This window comes from Plantimonas leprariae, from assembly GCF_008802405.1.
GTDB lineage: Bacteria > Pseudomonadota > Alphaproteobacteria > Rhizobiales > Rhizobiaceae > Plantimonas > Plantimonas leprariae.
The window spans coordinates 30,056-42,143 of sequence record NZ_VZDO01000001.1 but is presented as its reverse complement, the minus strand read 5'-3'; the positions used below and the strand labels follow the sequence as shown (position 1 = coordinate 42,143).

The 12,088-nt window shown below is 68.0% G+C and carries 10 protein-coding genes; 6 read left to right on the top strand and 4 right to left on the bottom strand.

What is annotated here, in order from left to right; translation table 11 throughout:
- Positions 1–83: 83 nt before the first annotated feature.
- Together glf and F6X38_RS00170 are read right to left on the bottom strand one after the other, a co-directional pair.
- Positions 84–1,253 (bottom strand): UDP-galactopyranose mutase, encoded by a 1,170-nt coding sequence (glf, locus tag F6X38_RS00175; RefSeq protein WP_150967519.1) that lies wholly within the window; start codon positions 1,251–1,253, stop codon positions 84–86.
- Between the two features lie 13 nt (positions 1,254–1,266).
- On the bottom strand, positions 1,267–2,451 hold the full coding sequence (locus tag F6X38_RS00170; RefSeq protein WP_150967518.1) for a glycosyltransferase: 1,185 nt from the start codon (positions 2,449–2,451) through the stop codon (positions 1,267–1,269).
- Between the two features lie 200 nt (positions 2,452–2,651).
- Between F6X38_RS00170 and F6X38_RS00165 the strand changes: the two genes are divergently transcribed.
- Positions 2,652–3,809, top strand: coding sequence for a beta-glucosidase (locus F6X38_RS00165; RefSeq protein WP_150967517.1), 1,158 nt, complete (start codon positions 2,652–2,654; stop codon positions 3,807–3,809).
- 4 nt (positions 3,810–3,813) lie between these two features.
- The gene (locus F6X38_RS00160; protein WP_150967516.1) at positions 3,814–5,736 is read left to right on the top strand and encodes an ABC transporter ATP-binding protein; all 1,923 of its coding nucleotides are present in this window, start codon (positions 3,814–3,816) and stop codon (positions 5,734–5,736) included.
- A gap of 158 nt (positions 5,737–5,894) precedes the next feature.
- On the opposite strand, the gene F6X38_RS00155 is transcribed toward F6X38_RS00160, so the two are convergent.
- On the bottom strand, positions 5,895–6,278 hold the full coding sequence (locus tag F6X38_RS00155; RefSeq protein ID WP_150967515.1) for a hypothetical protein: 384 nt from the start codon (positions 6,276–6,278) through the stop codon (positions 5,895–5,897).
- 91 nt (positions 6,279–6,369) lie between these two features.
- Complete coding sequence (locus tag F6X38_RS00150) at positions 6,370–7,644, bottom strand: flavin monoamine oxidase family protein (protein WP_150967514.1); 1,275 nt, start codon at positions 7,642–7,644, stop codon at positions 6,370–6,372.
- A gap of 189 nt (positions 7,645–7,833) precedes the next feature.
- Between F6X38_RS00150 and F6X38_RS00145 the strand changes: the two genes are divergently transcribed.
- The 4 genes from F6X38_RS00145 to F6X38_RS00130 all read left to right on the top strand — a co-directional run bounded on the left by F6X38_RS00145 (position 7,834) and on the right by F6X38_RS00130 (position 12,087).
- Positions 7,834–8,487, top strand: a complete 654-nt coding sequence (locus F6X38_RS00145) for a FadR/GntR family transcriptional regulator (protein WP_150967958.1) — start codon at positions 7,834–7,836, stop codon at positions 8,485–8,487.
- A complete protein-coding gene (locus F6X38_RS00140) occupies positions 8,487–9,653 on the top strand; it encodes a PLP-dependent transferase (protein WP_150967513.1) in 1,167 nt (388 codons plus the stop codon). Before F6X38_RS00145 ends, F6X38_RS00140 begins: the two co-directional genes overlap by 1 nt.
- Positions 9,654–9,678: 25 nt before the next feature.
- Entirely contained in the window at positions 9,679–10,941 is a 1,263-nt protein-coding gene (locus tag F6X38_RS00135) for an ABC transporter substrate-binding protein (protein ID WP_246191109.1), read from the top strand.
- Positions 10,942–11,202: 261 nt separating this feature from the next.
- Positions 11,203–12,087 carry a carbohydrate ABC transporter permease gene (locus F6X38_RS00130; protein ID WP_150967957.1) on the top strand — a complete coding sequence of 295 codons (885 nt, stop codon included), beginning with the start codon at positions 11,203–11,205 and terminating at the stop codon, positions 12,085–12,087.
- Position 12,088: the final 1 nt, after the last annotated feature.

Below are 12,088 nucleotides of genomic sequence, written 5' to 3'. Positions count from 1 at the left end.
CAAAGGACCCGCCGGGCGGCCGGCGGGTCCTTGTGTTGCAGGCGGTTCCGAAAGGGGCGGAACCGGCTGCGATCCGTCGGCGGTCACTGCGCCGTCAGGCGATCCTCGACGGCATGCGCGGTCGTGCCGAAGCTGCGGAGCATCGCCGGGCGCATCCGCGTCATCTCGTCGATCCGCTTGAAGGTCGCGAGCGCCTGACCCACCACCTGGTCCATGTTGTAGTAGCGGTAGGTCGCGAGCCGGCCGACAAAATGGACGTCCGGATCGTCCTTCGCGAGCATCTGGTACTTGCGGAACATCTCCTGGTTCTCGTCGCGTGGGATCGGATAGTACGGATCGCCTTCGGCCGAGGGGTATTCGTAGGTCAGGCTGGTCTTCGGGTGCGACTGCCCGGTCAGGTGCTTGTATTCGGTGATCCGGGTGTAGACCTCGGTCTGCGGATAGTTCACCGTCGCGACGCCCTGGTGCCATTCCTTGTCGAGCGTCACATGCTCGAAGCGGAGCGAGCGGTAGGGCAGGCGGCCGAAGCGGTAGTCGTAGTATTCGTCGATCGGCCCGGTGAAGATCAGCTGCCGGAAATCGACCTGATCGCGGATGTCGACGAAGTCGACGCCGGTCCGCACCACGATGTTCGGATGGTCGAGCATGCGCTCGAACATCTTCGTATAGCCGTGGAGCGGCATCGCCTGGAACTTGTCGGTGAAGTAGCGGTCGTCGGTGTTGGTGCGGGTCGGAACGCGCGCCGTCACCGACTTGTCGAGCTCGGACGGGTCGACGCCCCATTGCTTGCGCGTGTAGCCGCGGAAGAACTTCTCGTAGAGCTCGCGCCCGACGACGCTCACCACCACGTCCTCGGACGTGCGGATCCTTGCCACCGGCTCGGCGCGGGTCGCGAGGAAGGCCGCGGCCTCCTCCTCCGTCGCGAGCGACAGGCCGTAGAGTTCGTTCAGCGTCGTCCGGTTGATCGGGATCGGGACTTCTCTGCCGTCCACGACACCGAGCACGCGGTGCTCGTACGGACGCCATTCGGTGAAGGCGGAAAGGTAGTCGAAGACGCTTTCCGAATTGGTGTGGAAGATGTGCGGGCCGTACTGGTGGATCAGCACGCCCGCCTCGTTCGGGCAGTCGTACGCGTTGCCCGCGATGTGCGGACGGCGGTCGATCACCAGGACGCGCGCGTCGTGCTGCGTCGCCAGACGTTCGGCCAGGACGCTGCCGGCGAAGCCGGCGCCTACGATGAGCCAGTCGTACACGGTGGCGGTATCCTTACGCAGCGCTGGAGGTCAGCGCGGTGCGGGCGGAGCCGACCTTGCCGATTTCGCGGTTCATCGCATCCCAGGTCATGTCCCAGGACGTGGTGGAAAGATGCTCGTCGACCCGGGCCAGCCAGCTATCGCGCGGCATCGCCTCCAGCCGGTCGATCGCCCTCACGAACTCTTCCGGCGTTGCCGCGATCTCCACGAGCCCCTTCTCGCCGTAGGGCCGCACCACGTCGGTGATCGCCGTCGAGACCACCGGCACGCTGGCCGCGAGGAATTCCGGCGTCTTGGTCGGGCTGATGAAGCGGGTCGACTCGTTCAGCGCGAACGGCATGAAGCCGTAGTCCCAGTTCGCCAGATAGGCCGGAAGCTCGCCGTAGCTCTTGCCGCCGATCCAGTGGATGTTGTCGGCCTTCGGCAGCGTCGCCGGGTCGATCTTCACGACCGGGCCGAGCATCACGAAGTGGAGGTCGGGGCGCAGCGCGGCGGCTTGCCGCACGTATTCGATGTCCATCCGTTCGTCCACGACGCCGAAGAAGCCGACGCGCGGATGCGGGATGCCGGCCTGATCCGCCGGGTCGGGCAGACCTTCGCGGGCCGCAGCGAAATGGTGCTTGTCGATGCTGCTCGGAAAGGCGTGGATGTTGCCGTGCCGGTTCCGCTTCGCCTCGAACAGGCTGTGGCCGCCGGTGAACACGACGTCGGCCCGCGCCAGAAGCCGCTTCTCCAGGTCGAGCAGTTCGGGCGGCGCGCCGAGGAAGGCCGACAGCTCGTCCATGTTGTCGAACACGACGACGTCCGCCTTCGATCCGTCGTTCAGCGCGAAGGGCATGGAGGAATAGTACCAGTAGATGGAGAAGTCCGCCGGGTGCTGCGCGATCAGTGTCTCGATCAGGCGCTGCTGCCCGGAAACCACCGCCTCGTGCGGGGTACCGTGCGGAAAGGCTGGCACGCCGACCACGATGCCTTTCGGACGGCTGCTGAGCCGCATCTCGGGCTCGGCGACGTCGACGAAGATCGGCTCTTCGATGAAAACGACCTGATAGCTGTCCGCCGCGCGGGAAAGGAGGTGCTGAGGCCGCTGGTAAACGAAGTCCCAACGCAGGTGCGAGAAGCACACCAGCAGCGGCTTTGGAGAGTTGGAGGTGTGGGAGTGGAATTCAGTCTGTGTCGAATCAATCTCGACGGCCATGCACCCTCTCAGGCTGAAGATCGCTCGCGTCCCTTACGCGTCAATCCAACTATGCCTCGGAACGTTCCCTGCAAGTTTTTTGTGCTGCACAATTTTCGATTGGGTGGCTGGCATTCCCTTCCTCCCGCATCACCTTCGCCTTCGTTCAGATCACGTTCATGCCTGAGCGACCATTCCCTGGCGAACCGACACGCGAGACGATGATGCTTCCGAGCTTCTTCATGGGCGGCTTCGAATGCTCGACCCATCGCCGCGACGACGGGCGGCGGCTCGACCTCCTCCGCTCGTCCCGGCACGACGATCTGGCGCTCGAGGACTACCGGCTGCTGGTGCGGCACGGCATCCGCGCCGCGCGCGACGGGTTGCGCTGGTATCTGATCGAGCCCGCGCCCGGCCGCTACGACTGGACGAGCGCCGTTCCGATGGTCCGCGCCGCGAAGGCCGCCGGCGTCACCGTGGTCTGGGACCTCTGCCACTACGGCTGGCCCGACGACATCGACATCTGGTCGCCGGAATTCGTCGAGCGCTTCGCCGCCTTCTCGGCCGCGGCGGCCGGGATGATCCGGGAGGAAAGCGGCGCGCCCGGCTGGTTCTGCCCGGTGAACGAGATCTCCTACTGGGCCTGGGCGGGCGCGCATGTCGGCATGATGAACCCGGCCGTCACGGGCCGCGCCGGCGAGCTGAAGCGCCAGCTCGTGCGCGCCGCGATCGCCGCCATCGACGCGATCCGCCGGACGCAGCCCGACGCGCGCTTCCTGTTCGCCGAGCCGGCGATCCACGTCGACGGCGGGTCCGGGCCGTTGGAACATCGCGAAGCGGCGGAGAACTACCGCCTGTCGCAGTTCGAGGCCTACGACATGCTGACCGGCCGCATGGCGCCCGAACTCGGCGGCACGCCGGAGCATCTCGACGTCGTTGGCATCAACTTCTACCCCGACAATCAATGGTATCTCGGCGGCTCGACGATCCCGCTCGGCCACCATGCCTACAAGCCTTTCCGCCGCATGCTGCGCGAGACCTTCGAGCGCTACGGCCGGCCCGTCGTCGTGTCCGAGACCGGCGCCGAAGGCACGGCCCGGCCCGCCTGGCTACACTATGTCGCGGCGGAAGTGCGGGCGGCGCTGGCCGAGGGCGTGCCGGTGGAGGCCATCTGCCTCTACCCGGTCCTCGACTGCCAGGGCTGGCAGAACGAGCGCGTCTGCCCGGTCGGCCTCCTGTCCGAGGCGGACGACGGCGGCACACGAGTGGCCGATCCCGCCTTTGCGGCGGAGCTCGCCTACCAGCAGACGATCCTACCGAAACCGGTCGCCGCCAACGACGCGGCGCTCCCCTCCGCCGCCGTGGGCCGGATCGCCTGACGCCATGACGGACGCCACCGCCGCCATCGACTTCGAGACTTCGCCCGCGACCGACAGCCGGCCGCATCGCGCCGACGTGCCGCGCTTCCTGCGCTCGCCGGTCGTGTTCATCCTCCATTACCTGAAGAACCGGCGCTGGCTGTTCGGCAGCCTTTTCGCCGTGGCGCTCGCGGCGTCGAGCTGCTCGGTCGTGGTGCAATACGGCATGAAGCTCTTGGTGGACGCGATCTCGGGCTCGACCCCGAACCCCTCCGCCGCCTGGACCGCGCTCGCCTTCTTCATCGTCCTCATCGGCATGGAAAGCTTGCTCTGGCGCTCGAGCGGCTGGCTGGCGGCGAAAACCACGATCAGCGTCGGCGTCGATGTTCGGCTCGACCTCCTCGACTACATGATCGGCCATCCGGTCCGTTATTTCCAGGACAACCTCGCGGGCGCGCTCGGGCACCGCGTCACCGCGACGGCCGGCGCCTTCGGCATCCTGGTGAACCGCACCGTCTGGGACATCGCGCCGCCGGTGATCAGCTTCGTCGGCGCCTTCATCATCTTCGCCACCTTCGACATCTGGATGTCGCTGACCCTGGCGGCGTTCGCGCTCGCCGTCACGGCGGGGCTGATCCTGTTCGGCTTCGGCGGCCGCGAGCTCCACCGTGCCTATGCCGAGCAGTCCGGCCATGTCGGCGGCGAACTGATCGACGTCATCACCAATGTCTGGGCCGTCAAGGCCTTCTCTGCCCGGGACCGCGAGCGCTCGCGCCTCGCCCATGCCTTCTCGCGCGAGGCCGTCGCCCAGCGCACGAGCTGGATGTTCACCGAGAAGAGCCGCGTCCTCCACGACATCATGCTGCTCGTCATGGCCGGCTCGATGCTGGTCTGGTCGATGCTGCTCTGGCAGCGCGGCTCGATCACCTCCGGCGACGTCGTGGTGGTCAGCGCCTTGACCTTCCGCATCCTCCACGGCTCGCGCGACCTCGCGATGGCGCTCGTCGACATGACGCAGCACTTCTCCTATCTCGGCGAGACGCTGCGCATCATCGGCCAGCCGCACGAGATCGCCGACGCGCCGGAAGCCGCCCCGATCGTGCCGCACGAAGGCGAGGTCGAGTTCCTCGATGTCGCCTTCGCCTACGGCGAGGGGCGGAAGGTGCTGCGGGACTTCACCTTGAGCATTCCCGCCGGCCAGAAGGTCGGCATCGTCGGCCCGTCCGGTGCCGGCAAGTCGACGATCGTCCACCTGCTCCAGCGCCTCCACGACGTGCAGGAGGGGGAACTCCGTATCGGCGGCCACCCCGTCGTCGGCCTCCAGCAGGACTCGTTGCGCGCCGCCATCTCGGTGGTGCCGCAGGAGGTCTCGCTGTTCCACCGCTCCATCGGCGACAACATCCGCTTCGCCCGGCCGAACGCCACCGACGAGGAGGTGGTCGCCGCGGCGAAGGCCGCCTATTGCGACGACTTCATCCGGGCGCTGCCCGACGGCTACGACACGCTCGTCGGCGAGCGGGGCGCGAAGCTGTCCGGCGGGCAGCGCCAGCGCGTCGGCATCGCCAGAGCCTTCTTGAAGGATACGCCGATCATCATCCTCGACGAGGCGACCTCCGGCCTCGACACGCAATCCGAGATCGAGGTGCAGTCGGCGCTGGCGCGGCTCATGCGCGACCGCACCGTGATCGCCGTCGCGCACCGCTTGTCGACCATCGCGGGCTTCGATCGCGTCGTCGTGGTGATCGAGGGACAGATCGTCGAAGACGGCTCGCCGAAGGACCTTCGCCGGAAGGAGGGCGGTATCTTCGCCCGGATGTGGTCGCTGCAGGCCGAGGGCCTGTCGATGGACGACATCGCCGCAAGCATGATCGAGCCGAGCCGCGAAGGCGGCTATGCCGGCCAGGTCTTCGGCCTCGGCGAAGCGAGGGAGCCGGCGAAGGTTCCCTAGCGCCTGTCAGGCAACCCGTCGGCGGAGGGTCGGCGAGGGATTTTCGTCGTTCGCAAGGCGCCGAACTTAAGTGATGCCGGCGGCATCGGCGAGGCTCGGTAACGTCCCAACGGCGAAAAAGCCTCGCCGAATCGACCCGAACGGGTGTCTGACAGGCGCTATCCGCCCTGCGTCGAGGAGTCCGGCTGCTGGCCGTTCGGGGCCTGATCCGGCACGGCCTGCGGCGGCACCACGGGCGTCGTGTTGGGATTCGGGTCGGGCACCGACGCGCCGGCGTCGTCGCCGGTGGAGGGCGGCGTCAGGACGCCGCCGCACTGCGAGAGTTGTCCGGTCAGGGTCTGGTCGCCACCCGAGCCGGGCTGGCCGGCGCAAGGGTCGGACGCTCCGCCGTTCGTGCTGCCGCCGTTGTTGTCCGGCTGCGCGGGGGAGGGCACTTCGGGAACCGCTGTGCCCGGCGACGGCTGCTGGGCGAGCGCCGCACCGGATAGAGCGAGAATCAACGCCGCGGCCGCTGGGGCAGGGCGCTTGATGCGGAAAGGCATGAGGTTCGTTCCGTTCGTTCGTCGGACTCAACGCCCGGAGGCCCGCGACGCTCCGCGTTCCTCGCCAGAGATTCGGTAGGGAGCCGACGAGTCAGCCGGCGCCGACGCCTTCGGGCGGGGCGGATGCACGCGCGCCGCGCAGCGCGGCGATCGCCGCTCTTGCGGCCTCCCGCCCCGTCAGCAGCGCGCCGTGCGCCGTCGAGAAGTCGCTTCGCGAGCAGGCCTCGCCGGCAAAGAACAGCCGCTCGTCCACCGGCGCGGCCAGCACCGCGCGCATGTCCGCCTTGCCCGGTACGGCATAGGAATAGGACCCGAGGCTCAAGGGGTCGGCCCCCCAGAGATGCATCGGCAGCGGCGAGACGCGGCGGGCGAAATCGCTGCCGAGGAGACCGGTCAGCTCGCCCAGCGCGAAGTCGAGGAACGCCGCTTCGCCGCCGCGCTCCAGTTCGCGCGCGAGCTCGCCGCCAAAATAGCACTCGACTTGCGAATGGCCGAGCGGACGGAAATGGTAGGCCGCCGTCCGCGCCGTGTCCGTCCGCCCGAATGCCCGCATGTCGGCTTCGAAGCCGTCCGCCCTGTCGAGCTGCAGGTAGAGCTTGTCGGCGAGCCCGAGCGGCAGGCCCCGCGCCGCCTCGGCCTTCTCCGGCAGGGGCGGATCGAAGCGGATGCGCTCGGCGGCGAGAAGGTCGCTCGGCAGGGTGACGATCGCGGCATCGGCCGAAACCGTGCCGCGCGGCGTCTCGACGGCAAGCCGCCGGCCGCCGTGCCGGATCGCCGTCACCGTGCAGTCGAGGACGACGGCGAGACCCTCGGCGTAGTGCTCCACCGCCCGGCCGTAGCCTTCCGCGACGCGCCAGTTCACGCCGGCGTCGTCGTACCGGTCGAGGTCGACCGCCGAGACGTGCCGGAACTCCGCGCCGCTGTAATAGGTGCTGATCGCGTCCATCAGCGGGTTCCAGCGGTTGCCGGGTTCCAGGAAGTCGGAGACCGGGCGGTCGGCGTCCTGCGTCCGGATGGTCGCGAGCCGCTCGTCCAACGCGTCGCCGGCGCCGCGAAAGGCGTCGAACTCCGCCGGCGACATGTCGAGCGCGCCGTCGCGCCGCGACCAGGGCGGGCTCGAACGGTTCACCGTGAAGCCCATCGCCTCCACCAGCGGAACCCACGGGTTGCGGGTGCCGGAATGCAGCCAGCCGCAGCCGAGGTCGATCGGCTCGCCTCGGCCGTCCGCTGCCGTGAACGCCCGACCGCCGATCCGGTCCCGCGCTTCGAGGACGAGGCAGGATATGCCGGCCGCCTCCAGCGCCCGGGCGGCCCCGATCCCGGCCGCGCCGGCGCCGACCACCACCACTTCCACGTCATCTCTCATGACGTTGCGAGGTGTGGCGCGGAGCTCCTCGGACAAGCGGGGCAGATGCGAGCGCCCGGCCATCCACGCAGCGATTGACGCTCGGGACATGGCGCTGTTAGTTGTCAGACCAATTCCTCGCGGGATGATTCGCCTCTGGTGACCGAATTCGCTTCGCCTCCGCCGTCGAGCCGCCCGTCGTCCGACGGGATGAACGCGCTGTCGCGGCTGATCGAAAGCCGGAATCTGGTGCCCGGCGATCGGCTGCCGCCGGAGCGCGAGATCACCGAAGCGCTCGGCGTCGGGCGCTCCACGGTCCGCGAGGCGATCCGGCAGCTTCAGGCGCTGGGCGCGGTCGAGACGCGGCAGGGGTCGGGCTCCCGCCTCGTTCGGCCCGTGTCGCCCGCGACCGTACACATGCCGCTGTCCTTCGCGCCGGCCTCCCTGCGGGAAGGCCTGCTCCAGACGCTCGACGTCCGGCGCGGGCTCGAGGTCGAGGCGAGCGCGCTCGCCGCGATGCGCGCGATGCCCGTCGATCTCGAACGCATGGAAGCGAAGCTCGTCGAGATGGAGCGCGTCCACATGGAGAAGGGCACGGCGGGGCGGGAAGACCTCGCCTTTCACCTTTCGATCTACGACGCGACGGGCAACCCGCTGTTCCACCAGCTTCTGGAGCAGATGCGGGAAGCCTTCGAGGGCTTCTTCGCCGAGCCCTTCGACCGGCCGGACTTCGCCCGGCGCTCCTTTCCGTTCCACCGCAAGCTGTTCGAGGCGATCGCGGCGGGCGACGCGGTGCTGGCGAAGGCGAACACGGTCGCCATCCTCGACATCGTCGCAGAGGACATCGTGACGATGGCGCGCTGATGGACGACTTTTCCGAGCTCGACCCGTCCTTTCTCGTCGCCCACGACGGCGAGAACGCCTATTCCGCCGTGGTTCCCCCGATCGTCCAGACCTCGCTCTTCACCTTCGCCTCGGTGAAGGAGATGGAAGACACCTACAGGGGCCTCAAAGTACGGCCGGTCTATTCGCGCGGCCTCAACCCGACGACCCGCGCCTTCGAGGAGAAGCTGGCCGCGCTCGAAGGCGCGGAGGACGCGCTCGGCTTCGCCAGCGGCATGGCGGCGATCTCCTCGACGGTCCTGACCTTCGTCGAGCCTGGCGACCGCGTCGTCGCCGTCCGCCACCTCTACCCGGACGCCTACCGGCTGTTCGAGACGCTGCTGAAGCGCCTGAAGGTCGAGGTGACCTATGTCGACGGGCGCGACGAGGAAGCGGTGGCGCGGGCGCTGCCCGGCGCCAAGCTCTTCTACATGGAAAGCCCGACGAGCTGGGTGATGGACGCGCACGATGTCAGCGCGCTGGCCCGGGCTGCGCGGGAACACGGCGTGCTGTCCGTGATCGACAATTCCTGGGCCTCGCCGATCTTCCAGCGGCCGCTGTCGCTCGGCGTCGACATCGTCCTTCACTCGGCGTCGAAATATCTCGGCGGCCATTCCGACGTGGTGGCCGGGGTCGTCGCGGGGTCGCGCGAACTCGTCGGCCGCATCTGCTCGCAGACGCTACCCTATCTCGGCGGCAAGCTCTCGCCCTTCGACGGCTGGCTGCTGCTCCGGGGCCTGCGTACCCTGCCGATCCGGATGAAGGCGCACGAGGCGGACGCGCTTCATGTCGCGCGCTGGCTGCAGGCGCACGACGCCGTCGAATCCGTCCAGCATCCAGCGCTTCGCGGCAACGCGCTGCCGCCCGGGCTTGAAGGCACATCGGGGCTGTTTTCGTTCATCTTCAAGGAGGGCGTCGACATCGCCGCCTTCGCCGACGCGCTGGGCGTTTTCAAGCTCGGCGTGTCCTGGGGCGGGCACGAGAGCCTCTGCGTGCCGGGCTTGGTGGTGCTGGCGCAGAACCAGGGACCGAACTCGGCGCACGCCTTCGGCATCAGCCCACGCTCGGTACGCCTCCATGTCGGCCTCGAAGGCACGACGGCGCTCGTCGCCGATCTCGAACGCGCCATCCAGGCCGCGACGCGATGACATCAACGGGAAAAGGAGAGGGAGCATGATCAAGACGTTTCTCGCCGGCGCGCTGGGCCTCGCGCTCATGTCCGGCACGGCGCTGGCCGACACGACGCTGAAGCTCGTCGAGGTCATCACCTCGCCGGCCCGCACCGAGACGCTCAAGGGCCTCGTCGCGAAGTTCGAGCAGGCGAACCCCGGCACCAAGGTCGAGATCACCTCGCTGCCCTGGGGCGAGGCCTTCGAGAAGTTCGCGACGATGTATTCGGCCGGCGATACGCCGGACGTGATGGAGATGCCGGACACCTGGGTGGCGCTCTACGCCAAGAACGGCGCGCTGGAGAGCCTGGAGCCCTACCTCGCCAAGTGGCAGTACACGTCCGGCCTCAACGACCGGGCGCTGCAGTTCGGCCGCTCCACCGACGGCAAGACCGCTTACATGCTGCCCTACGGCTTCTACATGCAGGCGATGTTCTACAACAAGAAGCTGTTCAAGGACGCCGGCATCGCCGAGCCGCCGAAGACGCTTCCCGAGTTCCTCGATGCCTCGCGCAAGTTGAAGGCCATCGGCAAGGCCGGCTACTGCCAGCGCGGCGGCCGCGGCGGCCTCAACGACTGGACGATCTTCTCGAACGCCGTCTCCGGCAACAACACCTTCTTCAAGGACGACGGCACCTCGACCTTCGCCGACCCGGACAAGGTGAAGGGGCTCGCCTTCCTGATCGACTACTACAAGGAGGGGCTGTCGCCGAAGGACTCGATCAACTGGGCCTTCAACGAGCAGGTCGCGGGCTTCTATTCCGGCACCTGCGCCATGCTGAACCAGGATCCGGACGCGCTGATCGCCATCGACGAGAAGATGAAGCCGGAGGACTACGGCGTCGTGCCGATCCCGAAGGGCGAGGCCGGCAAGGCCTTTCCGGTGATCGGCTTCGCCGGATGGTCGATGTTCGCCAACTCATCCAACAAGGAGGCGAGCTGGAAACTGATCGAAGCGTTGGAATCGCCGGAGCCGAACGTCGAGTGGAACAAGCGCACCGGCGCGCTGCCGGTCCACAAGTCGGCCGAGAAGGACCCGTTCTACGCAGCCGACAAGTTCAAGGGCTGGTTCGCCGAACTGTCGGACCCGAACACGGTGCCGACCTCGCTGCCGAGCTACCTGGAGGAGTTCGCCTTCTTCAAGGACTCGATGGTCGTCTCCACCGGTCAGCAGGCTCTCCTCGGCGAGATCTCGGCCGAGGACCTCGGCAAGCAGTGGGCGGACTACCTCACGCCCGCGCAGCAGAAGTTCAAGAGCGCGCAATGACCGCCGGCCCTTCCGCCACGTCGGCGGAAGCATGCCTTGCCCCTCTCCCGATTCGGGAGAGGGTGGCCCGAAGGGTCGGGTGGGGGCGTCGCAGAGCACCAACCTTCGCCGTTGCGGCTGCGTGCCCTCATCCGCCTGTCGACACCTTCTCCCGACTTAGGGGAAGGAAGCGCTGCCGCCGCCGTTCTTATCCTCACGCGAAAGTCCGAATTGACCGCCATTTCCGCCGACATCGCCCTCGCCAAGGACCGGCGCTCTCCGATGGAGCGCTTCGTCCACCGGGCGGAGCCGTGGCTCTATTCCGCGCCGGCGCTGATCCTCATCGTCGCGGTGATGTTGGCGCCGCTGCTCCTCGGCCTTACCTACGCCTTCCGCGACGTGCGGCTGCTCAACCCGTTCTCCGGCGGCTTCGTCGGGTTCGAACAGTTCGAGAAGCTCGCGAAGGATGCGAATTTCTGGCGCGCCCTGAAGAACACCGTCTTCTGGACCTTCGCCTCCCTCATCCTGCAGTTCGTCTTCGGGCTGATCCTCGCGCTGCTGCTTGACCGGCCGTTCCGCGGCCGCGCCATCGCGCAGGCGCTGGTCTTCCTGCCCTGGGCGGTGCCGAGCTTCCTCGCCGGGCTCGACTTCGCCTGGCTGTTCAACCCCGTGGTCGGGCCGTTCCCGCACTGGCTCGCGGCGTTGGGGCTCATGGACCAGCCCTTCAACATCCTCGGCGATCCGAACCTCGCGATCTGGGGGCCGATCGTCGCCAACGTCTGGTGGGGCGTGCCCTTCTTCGCGATCACCCTCCTCGCCGCGCTCCAGTCCATCCCGCGTGACATCTACGAAGCCGCTGCTATCGACGGCGCGGGGGCGTTCGAGCGCTTCCGGGCGATCACGCTGCCCTTCCTCGCGCCGACCATCGCGATCACGCTGCTGCTGCGCACCGTCTGGATCGCCAACTTCGCCGACCTCATCGTCGTCATGACCAATGGCGGCCCGGCCGACCGGACGCAGATCGTCGCCTCCTATATCTTCACCACCGCCTTCCGCCGGCTCGACTTCGGCTACGCCTCGGCGATCGCGATGGTGCTGCTCGTGCTACTCATGGCCTATTCGCTGACCATCGTGGTCCTGCGCCAGACCGTGCTGCAGCGGGCCTGAG

Coding starts and splice junctions, on each gene's coding strand:
- F6X38_RS00170 (WP_150967518.1), bottom strand. CDS start 2,451: ATGGCCGTCGAGATTGATTCGACACAGACTGAATTCCACTCCCACACC.
- F6X38_RS00145 (WP_150967958.1), top strand. CDS start 7,834: ATGAACGCGCTGTCGCGGCTGATCGAAAGCCGGAATCTGGTGCCCGGC.
- F6X38_RS00150 (WP_150967514.1), bottom strand. CDS start 7,644: ATGAGAGATGACGTGGAAGTGGTGGTGGTCGGCGCCGGCGCGGCCGGG.
- F6X38_RS00165 (WP_150967517.1), top strand. CDS start 2,652: ATGATGCTTCCGAGCTTCTTCATGGGCGGCTTCGAATGCTCGACCCAT.
- F6X38_RS00155 (WP_150967515.1), bottom strand. CDS start 6,278: ATGCCTTTCCGCATCAAGCGCCCTGCCCCAGCGGCCGCGGCGTTGATT.
- F6X38_RS00130 (WP_150967957.1), top strand. CDS start 11,203: ATGGAGCGCTTCGTCCACCGGGCGGAGCCGTGGCTCTATTCCGCGCCG.
- F6X38_RS00135 (WP_246191109.1), top strand. CDS start 9,679: ATGATCAAGACGTTTCTCGCCGGCGCGCTGGGCCTCGCGCTCATGTCC.
- F6X38_RS00140 (WP_150967513.1), top strand. CDS start 8,487: ATGGACGACTTTTCCGAGCTCGACCCGTCCTTTCTCGTCGCCCACGAC.
- F6X38_RS00160 (WP_150967516.1), top strand. CDS start 3,814: ATGACGGACGCCACCGCCGCCATCGACTTCGAGACTTCGCCCGCGACC.